This window comes from Streptomyces sp. NBC_00510, from assembly GCA_036013505.1.
Lineage (GTDB): Bacteria > Actinomycetota > Actinomycetes > Streptomycetales > Streptomycetaceae > Actinacidiphila.
In genome coordinates, this window is record CP107851.1 from 431,816 (window position 1) to 452,143 (window position 20,328).

Sequence of the window (20,328 nt, forward strand, 5' to 3'; positions counted from 1 at the left end):
GGTCCGTTTCTGTGACGCGGTGCGGGCGGTGGCTGTCGTGCGGCGCGGGCGGGGTCAGCGGCGCAGTCGGCGCAGGGCTCGGCTCGCCCGGCTGCGCCAATGGGCTTTGTGGCGTTGCCAGGTGCGGGAGCGCCGGGTGGCGGCGAGACTGGCGAACAGTTCCTCGTAGGTGCGGGCGACGTGGACGGGGTCGAAGCGTTCGGCGGCGTGGCGGGCGGCCTGGCCCATGCGGCGGCGGCCGGGTTCATCGGCGATCAGGTCGCAGAGGGCAGAGGCCAGGGCCTGCGGGTCGCGCATGAGGACCAGGCGGCCGTCGACGCCGTCGTCGATGATCTCGGCGGGGCCGAGCGGGCAGTCGGTGGCGACGACCGGTACGCCGCAGCGCATCGCCTCGACCAGCGTCATCCCGAAGGACTCGGCGGTCGGAGGCGGAGGCGACGATCGACGCTTTGGCGAACTCGGCCTCGATCGGTGAGACCGCGCCCATCAGCTGCGCTTGTTGCCTCAGGTCGTGTTGGTCGATGAGCTGCTGGAGCCGCTGCTGGTCGGTTCCAGTGCCGTAGATGCACAACGTCCAGTCGGGGTATTTGGCGGCGACCTGCGTGAACGCTTCGATGAGCAGGTCCAACCGCTTACCGCGGACCAGCCGGCCGGCTGTGGCAATCACCTTGGGTGTCTCGCGCGTGGGCGGCAGGCTGGGGTCGGGGACGCTGTTGGGTATGGCGAGGATGTGCACGCCGGGCAGGCGCATCTTCGCCCGGTAGACGGCGGCGTCCGCTTCGGTGGTGGTGACCACCGCGTCCAGGTCGCGGTACCAGCGGGCAAGCTGGGCGCGGAGCTTCTTGCCGTGGCCGTCGTGGGTGAGGTGTTCCTGGGCGATACGCAGGGCTCGGGCCGGGCCGAGACGGGCCAGGTAGATGTTGACGCCAGGACGGGTTCCGATGATGACGTCCGCATCGCAGGTGCTCAGGTACTGCTCGACGCGCTGGTCGGTGAGGCGGTTGTACTGCTTGTACCGCTTCTCCGCGGTGGGGAAGACGCGGGCCGGCTCGTGCATCAGCGGATCGGCCGCGTCGGCGGAGTCCGGGCGGATGTCGACCAGGTGTACGACGGTCACGCGGGGGTCGGCGGCGAAGCGAGGGCGGGCACGGTGGCACAGCATCGAGACCACCGTCACCTCGTGCTGGTCGGCCAGGGCTGTGGCGAGGTTGAGCGTGGTGCGGATGGTACCGCCGATCCCGTAGACGTTGTGGATCAGGAAGGTGATCTTCACGCGGCGGGCCCCCGGCTCGTCTCCGTGCCGGTGCGGCGGCGCGAGCGGAGCAACTCCAGGGCCAGCGGCAGCAGGGAGACGGCGACGATGACGCCGACGATGGGGAGCAGGTAGCGGTCGACGTTGGGGATGCTCGCGCCGAGCGCGTAGCCGCCGAGGACGAGGCCGACCGTCCACGCCAGGCCGCCGGTGATCTGCCACAGCGCGAAGGTCCGGGCGGGTACGCGGACGATCCCGGCGAGCGGGTTGAGCACGGTCCGCACGACGGGGATGAAGCGGGCGAAGACGATCGCCTTGCCGTGGCCGTACCGGGCGAGCAGGTCCTCGGCTCGGGTCATGCCGTCGATCAGGTGCCGGTTGCGGGCCCGGGCCAGCAAGGTCCGTCCCGCGCGGCGGCCGATCAGGTAGCCGACCTGCGCACCGAGCAATGCCCCGGCCGCGGCCGCCACCAGCACCCGGGGCAGGGACAGGTGCAGGCCGTGGGTTCCGGTGGTGCACAGCAGCCCAGCGGTGAACAGCAGGGAGTCGCCGGGCAGGAAGAACCCGATCAGCAGCCCGGTCTCGGCGAACAGCACCAGGAAGACGCCTACCGTGCCGAATGTCGTCAGCAGCGACGTGGCGTCCAGCGGGTTGAGGGCGAGGGGCACCGGTAAGCCTTTCCTGCCGTGCGCAGCCAGGGGCTGTGCTGTCTGGTGCGGGCGCATGGCACACTCGGGGGACAGCGACTTTTACACCGCCGTAGAAGTTTTACACGACTGTAGAAGATGAGAGGAGGACCGGCAAACTCCATGAGCACTCCCATGCAAGGCCGCGGCCCGAAGCGGGCCAACGGGGAACGCGAAGCCGAGATCCTGGGCCTGCTCCAGCAGGCCGACGGCGCGCTGACCCCCGGCGAGGTCGCCGAACGTCTCGGCAGCGAGCTGACCTACAGCACCGTGGTGACGATCCTCACCCGCATGCACACCAAGCAGCTGCTGACCCGCACCCAGCGGGGCCGCGCCTACGCTTACGCCCCGGTGACCGACGAGCCCGGGTTCGCCGCCCGGCGGATGCGTTCGGTACTGGAGGAGCGGCCCGACCGCGAGGCCGTCCTCGCCCGCTTCGCCGACGGGCTGTCGGACGCCGATGCGGACCTGCTGCGCCAGTTGCTCGGCCCCGACCAGAATCCGTAGAGGATGCCCGGATGCGCATCGCCGTCTACCTTCCGCTGCTGCTGTCTCTGCTCGCCCCGCTCGGGGCGCGGCCTCTGTCGAATCGGTGCGATCCGCGCCTGGCGACCTGGCTGCTCACTGCCATCTGCGTGGTCCTGGGCGCGGCAAGCACGGTTTCGCTGGGCTTGCTGGCAGTCACCGGCCTGATCCGCATCCCGCAGCTGGCCGCTCTCGGGCACTGGTCAGCGCGGGCAGCACAGCGGAACGACCCCGCTGAGATGTCCGTGGCGTTGATCGCCGGCCTGCTCCTGGGCGCTGCGGTCGTCATGGCCGTTCGCATGCTCTGGTCTCGCGCTCACTCGCTGGCCACCGCCGCGCTTGAGGCGGCCTGCATGCCCACACAGGACGGTCTGGTCGTGGTTGACGACGAGATCCCCGACGCCTTCGCGGTCCCTGGCCTGCCCGGCCGCGTGGTGGTCTCCACCGGCATGCTGCGCACCCTGGACGCCTCCGAGCGCGACATCCTGCTCGCTCACGAACGCGCCCACCTGACCGGCCACCATTACGCCTTCGTCGCCCTGGCCCAGCTCGGCGCCGCGGCCAATCCCTTCCTGCGGCCGCTGGCCACCGCCGTGACGTACACGATCGAACGCTGGGCCGACGAGAACGCCGTCGCCACTGCCGGCGACCGCAGGCGAGTCGCCCATGCGGTCGGCCGGGCCGCCCTCGCCGCTCATCGAGCTCCCGCCCGGCCCGCATGGGCGTCCCTGGGCATTCTCGGTCGCCGGAGCTCCCCGCTCGCTGGCGCCGGTCCCGTGCCCCGTCGGGTCGCTGCTCTTCTCGCTCCGCCGCTTCGCCACCACCCGGCCCTGGCCGTCGCTACTGCCGTAGTCCTGGCGGCAGCGGCCATGTCCACCGTTGACGCCGTGCACGACCTTCACCTTCTGCTGGAAGTCGTCGGCGCCGGGTAAGGGAGCCGCCGCCCGCGGGGGCGGCGGCCCTCGGGTGGGAGCCGGCTCCGGTGACTGTCCGGCCGACGCCTCTCACCGGGGATCCGGTGGCTTCTGTGTTCCGGTTCGGCGGCGCGTATCCGGAGGACCCGGCAACTCGTCATGCCGTCCGTGCAGGCCGCCCGCCTCGTGTGCCGGTGCTTCGGCGCTCGCGAAGGTGGGCGTATCCCATGAATCCGAACAGGATCGCAAGGAGCACTGCCGAAGAACCTGCGGTGCCGAGGTCGAGGCCGCCCTTGGCAGTGGGCTTGGTCAGGAAGTCGCCCGCAGTGGCGCCCAAGGGGCGGGTGAGTACGAAGGCGATCCAGAACAGCAGCACGTTGGGTACGGCGGGGACGTACATCAGGGCGAGCAGCATGCGAGCAGTCCGGTGATGAGCAGTGCGCCGCCTGCGTAGCCGAGTCCGGAGCTGTCGGACAGGAAGTCGCCCATCGAGGTGCCCAGGGTGTTGGACACGAGGATGCCCGCGCCGGCGGGGTAGCCCAGCCCCAGCCCCTGAGGTCCCCAGCCCAGTGAGGTCGAGCCGTGGGCGAGGTACTTGGAGCTGGCGTCACGGTTCATGAAGTCGGACATCGTGGTGCCGGCTGTGCTGGTCGAAAGGATGACCGTCCAGTAGATGAAGGGGTTGTAGTGCCGTGACCGGAGTTGCACGGCCAGGGTGCCCAGGAAGATCACGAACAGGGCGATGACTGCCGCCACCTTGCGGTCACGGCCGGCGACGGCCCAGCTCCCCCAGCGCCGCCCACCGGGCCTCCTACGCCGGCCTCGCCCCGACCACGAAGTCGTCGGGGGCCTCGATCCACGGCGAACACGCACCCAGAGACGGAAACCCGCAGTTCAATCGCGCGATGTTCTCTGCGTTCGCCGCCCTGCAGATCCCGCCTCCCGCTGCCACTACGACCGATGCCGGACCCGCGGAAAACCCCACACCCAGGCCCTGTTCCGCCTGGCCCGGCAACGGATCAACGTGCTGTTCGCGATACTTCGCGACGGCACCTTCTACGAACCCAGAACCCCATGCCTCACTTGACCAAAGACATAGAGGCACCCCCGCAGCGTGTTGGGAGCATGGGCGACCGGGCGCCGCGGCAGCGCCGATCAGGAGAATCCCACGACCGCGTGCGGGACGTACGGTGCTTCCAGCTCGGCCACTTCTTCGTCGGTCAGGCTGACGTCCAGCGCCGCCAGGGCCTCCTCAAAGTGGCCGGGCTTGCCTGCGCCGATGATCGGGGCGGAGATCACCGGGTTACGCAGCAGCCATGCCAGCGCGACCTGGGCCCGGGTTATGCCTCGCGCTGCGGCGATCGAGGTGACCTTCTCCACCACGGCCTTGTCTGCGGCCTTGGTGGCGTCGTACAGACCGTCTCCAAAGGGGTCGGAGGAGGAGCGGTCAGTGACCGTGTCCCAATCCCGGGTGAGGCGCCCGCGGGCCAGCGGGCTCCAGGGGATCACTCCGATCTTCTGGTCGGCACACAGGGGCATCATCTCGCGTTCTTCTTCGCGGTTCAGCAGGTTGTAGTGATCCTGCATGGACACAAAGCGCGCCCAGCCATTCATCGTCTGCAGGTGGAGGGCCTTGCTGAACTGCCAGGCGTACATGGAGGAGGCGCCGATATAGCGGACCTTGCCGGACTTCACCACGTCGTGCAGGGCCTCGAGAGTTTCCTCGATCGGCACTGCCGGGTCCAGGCGGTGGATCTGGTAGAGGTCGATGTAGTCGGTGCCCAGGCGGGTGAGACTGGCATCGACCTCGGTGAAGATCGCCTTTCGGGACAGTCCGCTGCCGTTCGGTCCCGGACGCATGGCTCCGCGCACCTTGGTGGCAATGACGACCTCGTCGCGGGAAGCGAAGTCACTGATGGCGCGCCCGAGTATCTCCTCGCTGGAGCCGTCCGAGTAGACGTTCGCGGTGTCGAAGAAGTTGATGCCTGCGTCGATCGCCTGCTTGATGATCGACCGGCTCTCCTCTTCGGCCATGCTCCAGGACGGGTAGCCGCGTTCCGGTTCACCGAAGGTCATACAGCCCAGGCAGATGGACGAAATGTCCATACCGGTTCGGCCGAGTTTCACATATTTCATTGATGTCACTCTCTTCGCAGGCGGTGGCATGCCACCGCGCGCGTTGTCTGAGATCGCGTCAGCTACGTGTTGCTGAGGCGGCTGCAGCATGGGGCCATGCCAGCGCAGGTCTCATTGCGCCGCAGGCACGAGGATCGCCCGCCAGCGGGCCACTGCATGAGTTGGGGAACCGAGTTGAGCAGCCATGACCGTAATCGAGGCACTCGCGTCGCAGGCCAAGATGATCCAACATCACAATGCCCAGGCTTGTGGTGGCGGACGTCGCTGCACCCATTCGCGGAGTGCCGCGTTGTTGGTTGGCCGACGTCTCAACTCGGCCTTCGACTGCTCCATCCGGGCCATAGAGTAAGCCTGGTGGGCGGCCTCCGTCAGACGAAGACCTCGGTGCTGGGCGGGCGTGCGGAGAACAGGCCGACGCAGATACGTCCAGCAGGATCCGGCACAGACCCTATTCGACCGGCCGGAGAGCTTCTGGCTCCATCCCCGAGGTCACGTCAGAATCGGTCGACTTCGACGACGGCTTGGGCGAACGCCGCCGGAGCCTCCTGCGGCATGTTGTGGCCGACGCCTTCCAGAGTGCGGTGGTCGTACTTGCCGATGAACCTGTCCCGGTACGCGGAGCCGTTGCCGGGCTCCGTGAAGGGGTCGCTCCCGGCGTCGAGGGCGATGGTGGGAACCGCGATGACCGGACGCGCGGCGAGCTGCTCCTCGTAACGGTCGTAGCGACGCTCGCCGTCGGCGAGGCTCAGCCGCCAGCGGTAGTTGTGAAGCACGATGGGCGCGTAGTCGGGATTGTCGAAGGCCGCAGCGGTGCGATCGAAGGTGGCGTCGTCGAAGTCCCAGGTCGGCGAGACGATGTTCCAGAGAAACCGAGCCAGGTCCCTACGCTTGGTCTTGTCCTCCATGGCGATCCGGCCGCGCTCCGTGGCGAAGTAGAACATGTACCACCAGTCTCTCTCGACCTCGGGGGGCAGGGGCTGGAGGTTGGCCTGCACGTCGGTGACGCGGTAGCCGCCTGCCGAGACCAGGGCCTTGCAGCGGTCGGGCCACAGGGCCGCGATCACGCTGGCGGTCCGCGAGCCCCAGTCGAAGCCGGCGAGCACGGCCTTGTCGATCTTCAGGGCGTCCATCAGCGCGATGATGTCGAGAGCGATCGCCGACTGTTGTGCGTTGCGAAGCGTCTGGGAGGAAAGGAACCGGGTCGTGCCGTGGCCGCGCAGGTAGGGCACGATCACGCGGTAGCCCTCGGCCGCCAGCAGCGGTGCGACGTCGACGAAGCTGTGGATGTCATAGGGCCAGCCGTGCAGCAGGATGACGACGGGGCCGTGCGCGGGGCCCAGCTCGGCGTAGCCGACGTCCAGCAGCCCCGCCTTGATCTGCTTTGTCATGGCGAAGGACGTGTGGGAGCCGGGAGCGACCGTGAGTGCGGTCTCTGCCGGCGCCGTGTCCGAAGTCCTGGGGGCGGTGGAGACGGTCGGGAGGTCGCGCGGCCCGGTCGGTGAAGCAGTAGTCACGCCTTTGTCCTCGAGGACCTTGCCGAAGGTGTTCATGTTGGTCACGTGAGATCTCTCTGTGTGCATCCATCATTTATATGGACTTATCCGACTCAGGTGATCCGGGTCGGACGGCAGGGTCCGGCACTTCGCCAGATCTGCGTCCAAGGGGCCCCCACCCGCCGCGCGTCACCGGGTGAGCTGGTGACGCGGTTCTGTGCCGCAGGAGCCGGGGCCCCCTGCGTTCAGGTGAGTCCGACGTTTGCCGATGTGTGAGGGGGGCTTGCCGGGGGACTCTCACCCTCGTCAGGCAGCGGGGCCCCTGCCGTGGCGGAGCTCCTACTCGGTGGGGGCAATCGCCACGAGTGGTGCCGCATCCAACAGGACGGCCGCGGCGGTACGGGCGGTCGTGGCGGCAGAGGGATCGCGGTCCATGCGCGCGGACTGCTCTGCGCCGTCGAACAACAGAAGGAGCTGGCGCGCCAGCGCCTCGGGGGCGGCATATCCGGACGCGGCGCCCAGTTCGCTGAACAGGCCACGTACCCATGCACGGTAATTGTCGGCGACCTTGCGGACGGCGCTGTCCTCGGCCGTCTCGGAGGTGGCACGCGCGAAGGGACATCCGTTGAAGTGGGGGTCCGTGAACGCCTCACCCAGTGCGTCGAAGACGCCGAGTAGCTGCTCGCGCGGGGTGCGGAAGCGAGTCAGGGCGCGGGCGATCCGGTCCCTTCTGCGCACGAAGCGGAGTTCGAGGTAGGCGCAGACAAGGCCTTCCTTGCTCCCGAAGATGTTGTATAGGGACTGCTTGCCCACCCCGGCGTGCTCGATCACACGGTCGATGCCGACGGTCTGTACACCTTCACCGTAGAAAAGCTCATCAGCTGCTTCAAGCAGTCGCTCACGCGCAGACACCTTGGCCGCCATGGTTACCACCTTTCCTCTTAGACAGACCTGTTCAGCTTAACTCCGGAGAGACCCTTCAGACCTCTGAGACCTGCCTACGGGCCCAGCCTCAATGAGGGGAGTCTCCGGCTGGATTACCGACATCCGCTCCGCACGACGGCCGCTGCGCACAAGTCCCATCAGGGCTGCCAGGGCCAGCACGATGACGGTGATGCCGTACTCCCTGGACGTCTGAACCAGGCCACCGCCGTGCACGACCAGCACACCGGCAATCACCGCCGGAACACCCAGACCGACGTAGCACACGACGTACAGGAGAGAAAGGACGCCAGCTCGTTCGTGCGGCTCTACTCGCGGTAGGACCAGCCTGATACCGCCTTGGAACCCGCTGCCAAAACCGACGCCGGATATCGCGCCGCCCACGAAGAACCCGATCACAGACGGTGTGCCGCCGCTGCCTGAGGCGATGGACAGCACAGTGATCACGACGCCGAGGATCAGTGTGGCGATGCTGATCAGCATCATGGTCCGCGTTCCGGTGTTCCGTAGCATCACCACGGCCAGACCGGCGGAACCCGTGAATACGAATACGGGCAGCCCTCCCCACACCACGGAGGTGGAGTGCACCAGGGTCCGCGTAATGGCCGGTCCCAGTGCGCCGTACAGGCCGTTCAGTGCCCACACCGCGAACATCACGGGCGCGGCGATCGCTACGGACGCTCGCGCCGACCTTGGCAGCTTGAACTCGGGGACCATGCGGGCCAGTGCGCCCGGTTTGCGGCTAACCGTCTCGTTCAGGGTGAGGGCGGCCAGTGCCTGCAATACGAAGACCCCGAGCAGCACCATATAGACGAGACGGGTGGGTGCCGGCAGGTACTGCACGATCAGTCCGGCGGCAAAGACTCCGCTTGCAGTTCCCAGCATGGGTGTGAAGGAATTGAGGAAACCTCCCTTGCGCACATCGATGTCAAGCATTCCGGCGCCGAGCGTACCGACGGCTGCGCCCGCGCTCAGTCCCTGGAGGACACGGGCGGTCAACAAAGCGCCCACACCGCCGGCGGTGATGAATACAACCATGGCCAGCGCCTGCACGATCAGGGCCGCCACTAGGACCGGGCGCCGGCCGACCTGGTCGGAAATCCTTCCGAAGATCAGGAGTGAGGAGAGCACGGCCACCGCGTATACGCCGAAAACGACGGTGACGGTGATGGGTGAAAAGCCCCAGTGCTGCTGGTAGATCGCATAGAGGGGAGTCGGCGCACTGGACGATCCCAGGAGTGATATGAGGATCGAGGCCAGCACGCCCATAGAGGCTTTGGGTCCCAGGCTCAGGATTCGGCGTCGTGCGGCCGCGTGCGCGGGGAGCTGCTTGATTGGGCCGACCGGAGAGACGGGGGGAGGCTTGGCGGACGCGCGACTCATGGATCACTTTCCCAATAGGGCGAGACTGACAACCCCATATTAGACAGATCTGTCTTCCAAACGCGTGGGCTGCGACGGTGAGGTATGTCGCATGCGACGCCTCGCGCTCGAATGGTTACCACGTGTTATCTAATACGTCCGTCGACCTCAGACGGGCTGTCGCAGAACACCTTCGCACCGACGCTCGATGAGCATCGGACGCCCTCCGACAGCGACATCGGCCAGCGTGCACCGAGGCCGACCGCCCGCTGTCTCCGCTGTTCTGGACCCACGTGAACCCCTACGGACCGCTTGAGCTCTATTGGTGGTTGCGAACGGCCCTGATCAGGGAGAATCGCATGCCCCCGTCGCGACGCGCCCACAACGCCGACCTCTGTTCGGCGGGTTTCGCCACGAGGTTGGAGCCGCGGATCAGACTGCCGTGATGGGCCGGTAGGACGGGTGCCACATGGCGGCCCGGACGCGCTCTTCGATGCGCTCGTCGACTGCGGTGTGGGCGACACCGTCGTCCGCGGCGGCCTCGGCCACGGCGATGGCGACCGCGACGGACGTCTCGTGGAGTTGCGTGATCAGGGGCAGGATCGGCGCGCCGGCGGTGGTGGCGTCGGTCTGTGCGGCGACGGCGTGCGCGGCCGCGGTGAGCATGGTGTCGGTGACGCGGTCGGCGCCGGCAACCAGGGCGCCCAGGCCGAGACCGGGGAAGACCAGCGCGTTGTTCGCCTGCCCGACCTGGTAGACGACGCCCTCGTGGTCGACCGGACCAAACGGGCTGCCTGTGGCGATCAGGGCGCGGCCTTCGGACCATGCCAGGAGGTCGGCGGGGACGGCCTCGGCTAGTACTCCAGCAGGATTTCGCTGTCTGACCTGCGGGTTTCACTGGGCGGCTGGAGTGTAGCGGGCCGCGGAAAGGTCAAGGGTGGCTTTCGGTAGGCCGCCCCTCGATCGTGCGACAGCGACGCAGATAGTGACAGTGTGAGGGGCAGGCTCCCCACGTGATCACCGCGCGCATCGCCGAGCAGTGGGACTTGGAACTGGACGACCTCTTCGTGACCATCGGCCATCGCTTCAGCCGAGTGGAACTACGCCGCCGCATGCGCGACTACGTACGTGGTCTGCTCGCCCCCGTGGCACGTAAGAACAGCTGGCAACTGGCCGAGCTGGCAGGCCACGCCACTCCTGACGGGCTGCAGCACCTACTCGCCGGAGCGAAGTGGAACCCCGACGACATTCGTGACGACCTGCAGGAATTCGTGGCGGCCAAGCTCGGCGACCACAACGGGGTCCTCATCATCGACGACACCGGGTTCATCAAGAAAGGCATCACCTCCGCCGGAGTTCAGCGCCAGTATTCCGGGACTGCAGGCCGCACCGAGAACTGCCAGATCGGCGTCTTCGCCGCCTACGCCACGAGCCGGGGCCGGACCCTCATCGACCGCGAGCTCTACCTGCCCAAGACCTGGACCGACGACCGTGAACGCTGCCGCGCAGCCAAAGTCCCTGACGAGCGCACATTCGCCACCAAGGGCGAGTTGGCCCGGCACATCGTGCTGCGGTCCCTCGCCTCGCCACTGCCCATCGCCTGGGTCACCGCGGACGCCGCCTATGGTCAGGAGAGCCGCTTTCGCCGACTGCTGGAACAGTCAGGCGTCGGCTACGTGCTGGCCGTGCCCAAGTCCCAGTTCACCGTCGGCTGTCCCCGCATCGACGGGCTGTTCGCGCAGGCCCCGGCCGAAGCATGGGAGAGGATCTCATGCGGTGACGGCGCAAAGGGACCACGTGTCTACCACTGGGCAGCAGTACGGCTGCCGGCCGTTGCCGAGTTCGACTACCAAGGCGAGATCCCCCACCGGATGCGGTGGGCTCTGGCCCGGCGCAGTATCCGCAAGCCCGACGAGATCGCCTACTACCTCGCCTACGCTCCCCTGGGCACCACCGTCCAGGAGTTGGTGCGGATCGCCGGGACGCGCTGGGCGATCGAGGAGTGCTTCCAGGCCGCGAAGAACGAATGCGGCCTGGACCAGTACGAAGTCCGCCGCTACGTCGGCTGGTACCGGCACATCACCCTCGCCATGCTCGCGCACGCTTTCCTGGCCGTCACGGCGCACCAGGTCCGGGAAAAGGGGGCGGAACCGATGAGGCAGCCGGGACCATTGCGCTCACAGTGGCGGAGATTCGGCGACTCCTGGCAGCTTGTCTCCCCCGATCCCCGCAGCTGCGTGGACACCGAGGACGACACCACGCGCTGAGCTGGTCGAACTGGCGCCGACAACGCCAAGCAGTCGCCCGCCATTGCCACTACTTACGTCGCTGTCGCACGATCGAGGGGCGGCCTACCGAAAGCCACCCTTGACCTTTCCGCGGCCCGCTACACTCCAGCCGCCCAGTGAAACCCGCAGGTCAGACAGCGAAATCCTGCTGGAGTACTAGGTGCTGTTTCTTGGATCTCCTGACGTGATCATGCGTGTGGGTTGAGGCTGTTCAGCATGGTTGGCCGAGGAGACCTGACGAATGCGGAGTGGGGGCGGCTGGAGCCGCTCCTGCCTCGTGGTGGTGCGCGTGGCGGTCGGTGGAGCGAGCATCGGAGGGTCATCAACGGGGTGCTGTTCCGGGCCAGGACGGGGGTGCCGTGGCGGGACCTGCCTGAGCGCTTCGGGCCGTGGGAAACGGTCTACAAACGGCATCGTCGCTGGTCGGCGGACGGCACGTGGGACATGCTGCTGGCGCGCGTGCAGGCGGCCGAGAACGCCGAGGGCAGGATCGACTGGGATGTGTCGGTGGACTCCACGACGGCCCGGGCCCATCAGCATGCCGCCGGCGCCCGCCAAGCGGCCCCGCCGGTTATTGCTCCTGAAAAGGGGCCCCGCAGCGGCGCAAACCGGGGCGATCCGGAGCTGGCGAGCCTGTCCGTCCGCCTGGCGGAGGTGGTCAGGCAGGCGAGTGCTTAGGCCGTTCACGCGGCGGCTTCACCACGAAGATCCACCTGTCGGCCGACGGCCGGTGCCGTCCGCTGTCCATCGTCCTGACGCCAGGTCAATACGGCGACAGCCCGCAGTTCCAGGCCGTACTGGAGAAGATCTCGGTGCCGTGCATCGGGCCCGGCAGGCCCCGCAACCGGCCGGACACCGTCAGCGCGGACAAGGCCTACAGCTCCCGCAGCAACCGCCGCTACCTGCGGCGACGCAAGATTCGGCACAGCATCCCCGAGCCGAAGGACCAGCGGGCCAACCGGCTTCGACAAACAGCGGTACAAGAAACGCAACGTCGTCGAGCGGGCGATCAACCGCCTCAAGAACTTCCGGGCCGTGGCCACCCGCTACGACAAACGCGCCTACACCTACCTCGGAACCGTCACCGTCGCAGCCCTGGTGATCTGGCTCCGCACATGATCCAAGAAACAGTGCCTAGGCGGGTGGGATTGGACATGGGCAGGATAATCGGCCGGTCGACGTGTGCGGCCATGGTGCGGACGATGTCCTCGGTGAAGGCGCCGCTCTGGCCGGAGGTGCCGATCAAGATGGTGGGCCGCACCCGTGCGACGACTGCGGCCAGCGGGATGCCGCCGACCGTATCGTCGTACTGCCAGCCCTCGACGTCGACCGAGGGGCGGGTGTAGCGCAGTTGGAAGTCTTGGGTGCCGGTCTGGTTTTCAGTGAGCAGTCCGTGACGGTCCAGTGCCCAGATCCGGGCGGTGGCCTGCTCGGGGCTCAAGCCGTCGGCGATGAGGGCGTCACGCAGCTGGTCGGCGATGCCGATGCCTGCGGTGCCGGCGCCGAAGACGACGATGCGGTGCTCGCGCAGTGGAAGACTGCTGGCGGCGACGCCTGACAGGACAGCGGCCAGATTGACGGCGCCGGTGCCCTGGATGTCGTCGTTGAAGGTGAAAACCTTCTCCCGGTAGCGCTCCAGGATGCGGCGGGCGTTGGCCGGGCCGAAGTCCTCCCAGTGCAGCAGAGCCGTCGGGAACAGTGTCGTGGCCGCACCGACAAAGGCGTCGATGAAGGAGTCATAGGTTTCCCGGTCGAGGCGCTTGTGGTGGGTGCCGAGGTAGAGCGGGTTGTCGAGGAGTTCCTCGCGGTTCGTGCCGGCGTCCAGCATCACCGCGAGGGTGCGGTGCGGGTCGATACCCGCAGCCGCGGTGTAGACCGCGAGTTTGCCGACCGCGATGTCGATGCCGCCCACGCCCCAGTCGCCGATGCCGAGAACGGCTTCGCCGTCTGTGGCGACAATGAGGTCCACGTCATCCGAGCCGAGACCTGAGGCGCGAAGGGAGCGTTCGATGTCCTCGGGGGCATCGGCGCTCAAGTAGATACCGCGGGGACGGCGGTATTCGAAGCTGTAGCGCTCAATTGCGGTGCCCACGGTAGGGGTGTAGACGATGGGCAGCATCTCCGCCAGGTGGTCGCCGATCAGCCGATAGAACAGCACCTCGTTACGGTCGTGCAGCGCGCTCAGGTACACGTGCTTGGCCAGATCGGAAGGCTGCGCGCGGTACTGCTGATACGCCCGCTCCCCCTGCTGTTCAAGGGTTAGCACCTGCGCGGGAACCAGACCCACCAGATCCAGCTCACGCCGCTGCTCCAGCGTGAACGCGGTGCCGCGGTTCAGGCGGGGATTGGTCAGCACCGCCCGTCCGCGATCGGTGGTCTCAAGGACAGGTGCCGGTTGCTGTAGTTGCTCGGACATGACTCGACTCCAGGGTGACGCGGTGAGAAGGAAAGGGATGCCGACCAGCTTCCCCCCACACCCATTCCTGATCTGCCCCTCGATTTCGACGGTTTCTACCTCGGGCATCAGCTGAGCGTGGCCAGGACTCAACGCCGCAGCCGTCGGCACACCTTCATGTACCTCATCGTGGGCGGGGAATCGTTGCCGGATTGCGCAGGAGGAGGGTCGTCGCTGGCGGCTGGCATTACGTTGATGCGCAGGACGACGGAAGTGCTTGGAAGGGCGTCGCTGCGAGATGACTCCAGCGGAACTCCAAGCCGTCGGGCTGGTGGAGTACAAGGTGGTCCGGTGCTAGAACGCTGAGGAGTTGCTGGGCGCGGTCGTTAGTAGGAAGCACGGACGCCTTGAAGAGTAGAATGCCACGCTGAAGCGCGATGTCCCTCAACGCGATGAGCAGGTCTCGTGCAACCCCCTGGCGCTGCCAGGCGTCTGCCACGAGTACGCTAATCTCCGCCAGCCGAGGGACTTCAGACGTAGCGGCGTAGCGTGCTACGCCAATGATCTCGTCGCCGTCCAGGGCAACCAGCGCTTCCCGGCAGTTGTGGTCGACGTCCATGAGATGATCAAGGAAAACTTCACTCATCTCGTTCAGCACTCCGTGGAACCGCATGTAGCGACTCTCCTCGGACAGGCGCGGGCAGAGGTCCCTCAGGCGTTGCCGATCTCCCGGATGGCCCAGAACCCGGACCTGCGGCGCATTTGCACGTTCTGCACTGGACATGGCTGGCCTTCTTCCCTCAAGTTTGGGAGATCCCCATCGCGCAACGTTGCCGCGCACGATAGGCGTGGAGATTCGCCAGGCAGTCCGTGTTCCGCCACATCATCAGGCGGCGCGGGTCTCATCATGCCGGGTCTGCCTAGCCGCGACGCGCGGCGTGGTCACAGTGAGCCGCCGCGCTTTGCTGCCGCCAAGATGAATCACAGGCGACTGGCCCGCGGCTACCAATTACACCCGCACCGCTCCGAAGCCACGGTCCACCTCGCGATGGTCAACCTCATGACCCGCAGGCTCACCGCCGGATACACGCCCGCATGGCGCGGTCAATTACCTGAAAACCGCCAGTCCGTGATGAAACGGTGAGAGGAAGCACCCCTCTGAGGCTGGGCGGGTGGGTAGGTGGTCGTGGGGCTCCTCGGTGGTCACTTGGCGGCCTCGGCGGTCGGTGCCTGCGTGTCGGTTGTTGTGGGCGTGAATGAGGACGTGGTGGCGAAGGTTCCAGTGGTGAGCGACGGCAGTATGGCGTGCATGTCGGCGGTGAGCTGGTCGGCGAAGACCTCGTGGGCATCGGCGTCGAGTGCGTCGAGGATCCGCTTGGCGATGTCGCCGGGGCTGGATTTTGGGACGTCCAGGCCCTTGGTCATCGGGGTGTCGACGTAGGCGAAGTGCGCGCCGATGACCAAGGTCGACTGGCCGGCAAGCTCGGTGCGCAGGGCGTTGGTCAGGCCCCACAATGCGGTCTTTGTCGGCGCGTAGGAGCCGGCCCTGGTCAGCCAGCTCCTGATGGAGTTGACGTTGATGACCGCTCCTCCACCCCGCTCGGCCAGCGTCGGGGCCAGAGCCCGTACGAGCGCGAGGGGGCCGAACAGGTTGGTCTCGTAGGTGCTGCGGATGTCCTCGAGGTCCGAGGTCAGCAGTGAGGGGTCACCGGACGCGCCGGCGTTGTTGATCAGCACGTCGATGTCGGTTGCCAGGTCCGCCACCGCTGCGATGTCCGCAGTGTTGGTCACGTCCAGCGACAACGGCACGACCCGAGGGTCCTGCCGCGCCGTCTCACGGCGTGCGCCGGCGTACACCTTCGCCGCCCCGCGCTCGAGCAGTTGTCGCACCAGTTCAGAGCCGATGCCGCCGCTGGCGCCGGTCACCAACACCACTTTCCCGTCAACCTGCATGAAACTCCCCTCGTATCTAACTTCAGTTTTTGAAGTCAGCTCACTGTACCATGGTGACTCCAGTACGGTGAAGCCAAGGTTGAAGAGGGAAAGCCCATGCAGCTGCTGGAACCGCTGTCGAACCGAGAGCGGTAGCCCATGGCCGGCCGGCGTGGCCACTAGCAGTCCCCGGGAGGTCTCGATCGGGATCGGACCGTTTGGGCTGTCACCGTGCTCGGCAAGCAGCCACAGCAGGTCGTGGAAGCCTGCCGTATCGTCGCTGATTCTCAGTTTGCCGAGCAGCCGGGCGTCGGAGTCGACCACCGCCACGTCGTGGCGGTCCTCAGCCCAGTCGATTCCGCAGGTCACGTGCACCGCGCGCTCCTCTACAAGCCTCACTGTCGTCCGTAAGCGTTGAGCCACGGCAGGACCACCCGGCGACCTACTCGCTGGAGCATTGAAGGTCAGGGGTGCCGCATGAAGCCGTCGAGGGTGTCGGGCCGGTACTGGAGGCGCTTGAGCCGGTTGCGGACGAGGGTCTCGAGGCGGTCGAGGGCGAGGTTGGCCAGGCTGCGTTTGGCGTGTGTCCCCCTTGGCGGGGTTGAGGTCGGGTGAGTGGACGGGGAGCAGGACACCGCCAGCCAGGCACGTTCGGCGATAAGCTCGCGTATGGCGTGGAGACGTTGATGTTCAGGCGGTCCCAGACCAGCACGATCGGGGCCTTGACGAGCTGGTGGACACCGTCGATCAGCGCGATGAAGTCACGTTCGCCCAGGCTGCGGCGCTTGCCTTTGCCAGCGGGGTGGGTGCACAAGCGGTGACACAACCTGGCCAGGAGCTGGGCCGCATCGCGATCAGCACGGCCACCGACAGTCGTCCGGGGCGTTGGCCACTGACTGCCACGACCGGGTGTCCAGGCCAGCTCCAGGTGCGCCCTTTGGGCGGTCGGCGGGTGAAGCCTGCCTCGCCCTCGAGGCAGTTGCATCCTCCGCAGGCCGCCTGGGTTCTTTCACCTCGTCCCAGGTCGCCTCCTTCCAGGCGGTGACGGCCCGCTCGTCGCGCTCGGCGACCCGTCGTCCGGGGATGTGCGGGCTAAGACCCAGCCGGTGCATCAACCGCATCGCACCCGAGACGTTGGAGGCACGCCTGACTTCGGTAATCTGTGGTCAGCCGTAGCATGGAGTCATGACTCTGACACTTGACGGCCGACTGGCGCCGCTTAACTGGTCTCCCGAGAACTGCTCGATCAGGCGCACTCTGGATCTACTCGGCCCCGCCTCCTCGATTCTCATCTTGCGTGAGGCGTTGTACGGCACAAGGCGCTTCGATCAGTTCGCGGAACGCCTTGGCATGTCGGAAACGAGTATCGCGGCGCGGCTCAAACAGTTGACGCAGGCGGGGGTGCTCGAACGCCAGCAGTACCGGGAGCCCGGCAGCCGCCCGCGGGATGAGTACGTGCTGACGCAGCGCGGTGAGGACCTCGCCCCGGTTCTGCTGGCCCTCATGCAGTGGGGCAACTGCTATCTGCAGGAGGATCCGGCACCCTTGCACCTCGTCGACGCGGCGGGCGAGCCCGTGCGTGTGGCCTTTCAGCGTGCAGACGGCAGCACGGTTGCACCGGAGGAACTGCACCTTCGCTCCGCCCAGGACCTCTGACTCCCCACCTGGCTTGTGTTCACTGAGGTCAGGTGTAGGCTGGCTGTCGCAGCCACTAGTCAGGTTGCGTGCAACTCGTCAATGCGGCGCCAAGAGGCGCCGCATGCTTCTGAAAGGCCTCACGTGTCCACACTTTATGCAAATACTCCCATCCAGCATGCTGAGGTCGGAGGCACCCGCCTCGCGTACCGGGAGTTCGGCGACCGCACGGGCGTGCCGCTCATCCTGTTCAGTCGTTTCCGCGGCAGCATCGATGACTGGGATCCCTCGGTTATCGAGCGACTCGCTGCCGAACGCCACGTCATCGTCTTCGACAATGCGGGCGTCGGATTCTCCGACGGCAAGGTCGGGGCCGATATCGCGGAGATGACCGACACGGCGATTCACCTCCTTGAAGAGCTCGGCATCCCCCAGGCGGACATGCTGGGATTCTCAATGGGCGGCTACATCACGGAGCGCCTGGCGCTCACGCGGCCGGACCTCGTGCGCTACCTGATCCTTGTCGGCACGGGAGCAGGCGGCGGCGAAGGAGCAGTGCTCCAGGGCCCCGAGATCGAGGAATGGCTCAAGTCTGGCCGCAGCATGCAGGAGATACTCGAGGCGATCTGGTTCAGCACCTCCGAAACCGGCAAGGCTGCCACCGCGAACTACCTGGCACGCATCTACACGCCGGAGCGGCCCGAGCGAGCCAACGTCACCGACGAGGCCGGAGTCGCGCTCCGCAAGGCGATCAACGACTGGTGGGCCGGCGAGGGCGCGACCCTGGAAGAACTGCACAAGATTGAGCAGCCCACGCTCATCGTCAACGGCATCCGGGACGCGATGGTCCCGTCGCCGAACTCGTTCCTGATGGCCCAGAAGATCCCCAACTCGCAGCTCATCCTCTACCCCGACTCGGGACACGGCTCACTGTTCCAGTACCCGGAAGCGTTCTCGCAGGCGGTGCTCGACTTCATCACAACCCACGAGAGCGGCGGCCTTCGCTAACCGCAACCGGTCCGGCTCGTCTGCACCGCGCCGACCGTGGATGCGGCCACGACACGGTTCCTGCAGTTCGCAACGACAGGGGGCGGGGCCGGACCCACCCGCACCTTCAGATAGGCACTACATGAGCAGCATCCACGAACCGATTCCCGAGGCGGCGAACCTCACCTACTTCCCGGAATGGCTCAACCAGTTGCGAGACGACGTCGTGCTCAGGGCCACGGCGCTCAACGGCGAGCTCCAGGGCGCTGACAAGCTCCGGGCGGTCATCGGTTTCGCCCGCACCCTATATGAATTCCAGGACTTCCGATTCGCCGGAAAGTATGACGACGGATTCATCGAGGAATATGCCGCACAGGTTGGAGGACACCCGATCAACACGGTCGTCATCGTGCATTACGACGACGAGGGCAAGGTCGAAAGCGTCACCATCAATCACCGCCCGCTCACCTCGATGCTGCACTTCTCCTCGAAAATGCGGGAACAGTTCGGCGACACGTTCGGCCCGAACCGCTTCTACAGCGGCGAACTGCCCGCCGACTCCTGAGGCCCGGATCCAGCAAGTCATCATCTCATTTGGTGAGTTCGAAAACCTGTCGCCGTAAGGATCGTTGAGCGGCTGATGTCGGAGGCACCGACCCGTCCGCACGCAGGGCGGCTTCAAATTCCAGGTCGGAGCGGGGTGTCGATGATACCCGAGATTTAAACGGTGTCTTCGGATGTGTCCCGGATCGCTCGGGTGGCCTTGGCGATGTTGTCGGTTCCCAGCAGTCGCAGCCTGCCGATGGCCAGGTTCCCTAAAGCGGCCATCGCCCGCGGCGTGTTACCGGTGTGGACGGCGGAGGCATCCTCGGCGAACACCACATCCCTGACCGTGATACTGGTGCGCAGGTTCCCGATAGCTGGAACTTTCAATTCCCCGGTTCCCGCAGACGTATCCGCGCAGTTCGGTGGAACTGGCCTGGCGGGTATCGAGGCTGGTAAGGGCGCATACCGTCGTCCGGATCTGCTGGCTACCGCCTCCTGGCGGCACCAGTGGATGCGTAAAGCCAGCCGTGATTGTGGGAAGGCGATCCTGCCCAGGAATCAAGTGGCTCCAGCAGCTGGCGGAAGGTGGCGGTCTCGTTGGTCTTGGCCCCACCTTCCGCTGGGCAAGGGTGACTAGTGGCGTGCGTGACGGCGGACAGCAGGTGCCGGTGGCGCTGCTGTCGGTGCGCGGAGCCGGACAGCGCCTGGCCGTCCACCGCGACCGCCGGCCGCAGCGCCGAGCCGGTGACGCGGGCAGTGTGGAACTTCGCCGCCGCATGCGTGACTACGTCCGCGGACTTCTGGCACCGGTGGCCCGCAAGAACACCTGGCAACTGGTCGAGCAAGCGGGCCACTCCACTCCCGACGGTCTGCAGCACCTGCTCGCCGGTGCGAAGTGGCAGCCCGACGACATCCGCGACGACGTGCAGAAATACGCTGCCAACAGACTCCGCGAGGACGACGGGGTCCTCGTCGACGACACCGGGTTCACCGAGAAGGGCACCCGCGCCCTAGGCTCTCCAGCCACTGTCAGGCCGCTGGAGAGCCGCAAGGGTGTTCCGGTGCCGCAAAGTGATTGCCACCGGTGCAACTTCTTTGGAGCCATCTCGTGTTCGCTTGCCCGGGAGACGGCGGTACTCAAGGGCCCTGACGTGTCGCTTGGTGCGTGCGACCGCTACCGCGCCGATCCTGACGGTGCCGTGGCTTCGGCGACACTGCTGAGTGCCGCCGGAGTC

General features: G+C 66.7%; 17 protein-coding genes and 8 pseudogenes. 10 read left to right on the top strand and 15 right to left on the bottom strand.

Annotation, left to right across the window (positions count from 1 at the left end; translation table 11 throughout):
* Positions 1 to 54: 54 nt before the first annotated feature.
* Positions 55 to 1,273 (bottom strand): annotated as a pseudogene (locus tag OG937_02070) (glycosyltransferase family 4 protein).
* Positions 1,270 to 1,920, bottom strand: a complete 651-nt coding sequence (locus OG937_02075) for a DedA family protein (protein WUD70567.1) — start codon at positions 1,918 to 1,920, stop codon at positions 1,270 to 1,272. The pseudogene OG937_02070 and the gene OG937_02075 overlap by 4 nt, the downstream one beginning before the upstream one ends.
* 141 nt (positions 1,921 to 2,061) lie before the next feature.
* On the opposite strand from OG937_02075, the gene OG937_02080 reads away from it, so the two are divergent.
* Together OG937_02080 and OG937_02085 are read left to right on the top strand one after the other, a co-directional pair.
* Positions 2,062 to 2,445: a BlaI/MecI/CopY family transcriptional regulator gene (locus OG937_02080; GenBank protein ID WUD70568.1), complete on the top strand. Its 384-nt coding sequence runs from the start codon at positions 2,062 to 2,064 to the stop codon at positions 2,443 to 2,445.
* Positions 2,446 to 2,456: 11 nt separating this feature from the next.
* Complete coding sequence (locus tag OG937_02085) at positions 2,457 to 3,395, top strand: M56 family metallopeptidase (protein ID WUD70569.1); 939 nt, start codon at positions 2,457 to 2,459, stop codon at positions 3,393 to 3,395.
* Between the two features lie 139 nt (positions 3,396 to 3,534).
* Here the strand turns inward: OG937_02085 and OG937_02090 are convergent, their stop codons facing one another.
* Positions 3,535 to 3,792: a hypothetical protein gene (locus OG937_02090; GenBank protein ID WUD70570.1), complete on the bottom strand. Its 258-nt coding sequence runs from the start codon at positions 3,790 to 3,792 to the stop codon at positions 3,535 to 3,537.
* Positions 3,777 to 4,133 carry a hypothetical protein gene (locus OG937_02095; protein ID WUD70571.1) on the bottom strand — a complete coding sequence of 119 codons (357 nt, stop codon included), beginning with the start codon at positions 4,131 to 4,133 and terminating at the stop codon, positions 3,777 to 3,779. The genes OG937_02090 and OG937_02095 overlap by 16 nt, the downstream gene beginning before the upstream one ends.
* 26 nt (positions 4,134 to 4,159) lie before the next feature.
* Between OG937_02095 and OG937_02100 the strand changes: the two are divergent.
* Positions 4,160 to 4,464 (top strand): annotated as a pseudogene (locus OG937_02100) (transposase).
* Positions 4,465 to 4,532: 68 nt separating this feature from the next.
* Here OG937_02100 and OG937_02105 read toward each other — a convergent pair.
* From OG937_02105 to OG937_02125, 5 genes and pseudogenes are all read right to left on the bottom strand, one after another.
* A complete protein-coding gene (locus tag OG937_02105; protein WUD70572.1) occupies positions 4,533 to 5,513 on the bottom strand; it encodes an aldo/keto reductase in 981 nt (326 codons plus the stop codon).
* A 494-nt stretch (positions 5,514 to 6,007) separates the two neighbouring features.
* Positions 6,008 to 7,093 (bottom strand): alpha/beta hydrolase, encoded by a 1,086-nt coding sequence (locus OG937_02110; GenBank protein ID WUD70573.1) that lies wholly within the window; start codon positions 7,091 to 7,093, stop codon positions 6,008 to 6,010.
* 252 nt (positions 7,094 to 7,345) lie between these two features.
* Positions 7,346 to 7,930 carry a TetR/AcrR family transcriptional regulator gene (locus OG937_02115; GenBank protein WUD70574.1) on the bottom strand — a complete coding sequence of 195 codons (585 nt, stop codon included), beginning with the start codon at positions 7,928 to 7,930 and terminating at the stop codon, positions 7,346 to 7,348.
* Positions 7,931 to 7,966: 36 nt separating this feature from the next.
* Complete coding sequence (locus OG937_02120; GenBank protein WUD70575.1) at positions 7,967 to 9,331, bottom strand: MFS transporter; 1,365 nt, start codon at positions 9,329 to 9,331, stop codon at positions 7,967 to 7,969.
* A 411-nt stretch (positions 9,332 to 9,742) separates the two neighbouring features.
* Positions 9,743 to 10,156: pseudogene (locus OG937_02125) on the bottom strand (NAD-dependent malic enzyme).
* 182 nt (positions 10,157 to 10,338) lie between these two features.
* Here OG937_02125 and OG937_02130 point away from each other — a divergent pair.
* The gene (locus OG937_02130; GenBank protein WUD78604.1) at positions 10,339 to 11,577 is read left to right on the top strand and encodes an IS701 family transposase; all 1,239 of its coding nucleotides are present in this window, start codon (positions 10,339 to 10,341) and stop codon (positions 11,575 to 11,577) included.
* A 237-nt stretch (positions 11,578 to 11,814) separates the two neighbouring features.
* Positions 11,815 to 12,717: pseudogene (locus tag OG937_02135) on the top strand (IS5 family transposase).
* A gap of 16 nt (positions 12,718 to 12,733) precedes the next feature.
* Here the strand turns inward: OG937_02135 and OG937_02140 are convergent.
* Both OG937_02140 and OG937_02145 read right to left on the bottom strand, forming a co-directional pair.
* Positions 12,734 to 14,014: pseudogene (locus OG937_02140) on the bottom strand (NAD-dependent malic enzyme).
* A 226-nt stretch (positions 14,015 to 14,240) separates the two neighbouring features.
* Positions 14,241 to 14,777 (bottom strand): GNAT family N-acetyltransferase, encoded by a 537-nt coding sequence (locus OG937_02145; protein ID WUD70576.1) that lies wholly within the window; start codon positions 14,775 to 14,777, stop codon positions 14,241 to 14,243.
* A gap of 192 nt (positions 14,778 to 14,969) precedes the next feature.
* Here OG937_02145 and OG937_02150 point away from each other — a divergent pair.
* Positions 14,970 to 15,137, top strand: a pseudogene (locus OG937_02150) (IS5/IS1182 family transposase).
* A 59-nt stretch (positions 15,138 to 15,196) separates the two neighbouring features.
* On the opposite strand, the gene OG937_02155 reads toward OG937_02150, so the two are convergent.
* From OG937_02155 to OG937_02165, 3 genes and pseudogenes are all read right to left on the bottom strand, one after another.
* The gene (locus tag OG937_02155; protein WUD78605.1) at positions 15,197 to 15,946 is read right to left on the bottom strand and encodes an SDR family oxidoreductase; all 750 of its coding nucleotides are present in this window, start codon (positions 15,944 to 15,946) and stop codon (positions 15,197 to 15,199) included.
* Positions 15,947 to 16,099: 153 nt separating this feature from the next.
* A pseudogene (locus tag OG937_02160) lies at positions 16,100 to 16,324 on the bottom strand (IS110 family transposase).
* Positions 16,325 to 16,779: 455 nt separating this feature from the next.
* Positions 16,780 to 17,046: a winged helix-turn-helix domain-containing protein gene (locus OG937_02165; protein ID WUD70577.1), complete on the bottom strand. Its 267-nt coding sequence runs from the start codon at positions 17,044 to 17,046 to the stop codon at positions 16,780 to 16,782.
* Between the two features lie 64 nt (positions 17,047 to 17,110).
* On the opposite strand from OG937_02165, the gene OG937_02170 reads away from it, so the two are divergent.
* The 3 genes from OG937_02170 (at position 17,111) to OG937_02180 (ending at position 19,112) form a co-directional block, all read left to right on the top strand.
* The gene (locus tag OG937_02170) at positions 17,111 to 17,581 is read left to right on the top strand and encodes a helix-turn-helix transcriptional regulator (GenBank protein ID WUD70578.1); all 471 of its coding nucleotides are present in this window, start codon (positions 17,111 to 17,113) and stop codon (positions 17,579 to 17,581) included.
* A 123-nt stretch (positions 17,582 to 17,704) separates the two neighbouring features.
* Complete coding sequence (locus OG937_02175; GenBank protein ID WUD70579.1) at positions 17,705 to 18,568, top strand: alpha/beta hydrolase; 864 nt, start codon at positions 17,705 to 17,707, stop codon at positions 18,566 to 18,568.
* 121 nt (positions 18,569 to 18,689) lie between these two features.
* Positions 18,690 to 19,112, top strand: a complete 423-nt coding sequence (locus tag OG937_02180) for a hypothetical protein (GenBank protein ID WUD70580.1) — start codon at positions 18,690 to 18,692, stop codon at positions 19,110 to 19,112.
* Between the two features lie 155 nt (positions 19,113 to 19,267).
* On the opposite strand, the gene OG937_02185 is transcribed toward OG937_02180, so the two are convergent.
* Positions 19,268 to 19,429, bottom strand: coding sequence for a hypothetical protein (locus OG937_02185; GenBank protein ID WUD70581.1), 162 nt, complete (start codon positions 19,427 to 19,429; stop codon positions 19,268 to 19,270).
* Positions 19,430 to 19,869: 440 nt separating this feature from the next.
* Here OG937_02185 and OG937_02190 point away from each other — a divergent pair.
* Positions 19,870 to 20,097 (top strand): annotated as a pseudogene (locus tag OG937_02190) (transposase).
* Positions 20,098 to 20,328 lie beyond the last annotated feature (231 nt).

Coding starts and splice junctions, on each gene's coding strand:
- OG937_02155 (WUD78605.1), bottom strand. CDS start 15,946: ATGCAGGTTGACGGGAAAGTGGTGTTGGTGACCGGCGCCAGCGGCGGC.
- OG937_02110 (WUD70573.1), bottom strand. CDS start 7,093: ATGCACACAGAGAGATCTCACGTGACCAACATGAACACCTTCGGCAAG.
- OG937_02170 (WUD70578.1), top strand. CDS start 17,111: ATGACTCTGACACTTGACGGCCGACTGGCGCCGCTTAACTGGTCTCCC.
- OG937_02180 (WUD70580.1), top strand. CDS start 18,690: ATGAGCAGCATCCACGAACCGATTCCCGAGGCGGCGAACCTCACCTAC.
- OG937_02080 (WUD70568.1), top strand. CDS start 2,062: ATGAGCACTCCCATGCAAGGCCGCGGCCCGAAGCGGGCCAACGGGGAA.
- OG937_02105 (WUD70572.1), bottom strand. CDS start 5,513: ATGAAATATGTGAAACTCGGCCGAACCGGTATGGACATTTCGTCCATC.
- OG937_02085 (WUD70569.1), top strand. CDS start 2,457: ATGCGCATCGCCGTCTACCTTCCGCTGCTGCTGTCTCTGCTCGCCCCG.
- OG937_02090 (WUD70570.1), bottom strand. CDS start 3,792: ATGCTGCTCGCCCTGATGTACGTCCCCGCCGTACCCAACGTGCTGCTG.
- OG937_02165 (WUD70577.1), bottom strand. CDS start 17,046: ATGCGGTTGATGCACCGGCTGGGTCTTAGCCCGCACATCCCCGGACGA.
- OG937_02120 (WUD70575.1), bottom strand. CDS start 9,331: ATGAGTCGCGCGTCCGCCAAGCCTCCCCCCGTCTCTCCGGTCGGCCCA.
- OG937_02145 (WUD70576.1), bottom strand. CDS start 14,777: ATGTCCAGTGCAGAACGTGCAAATGCGCCGCAGGTCCGGGTTCTGGGC.
- OG937_02115 (WUD70574.1), bottom strand. CDS start 7,930: ATGGCGGCCAAGGTGTCTGCGCGTGAGCGACTGCTTGAAGCAGCTGAT.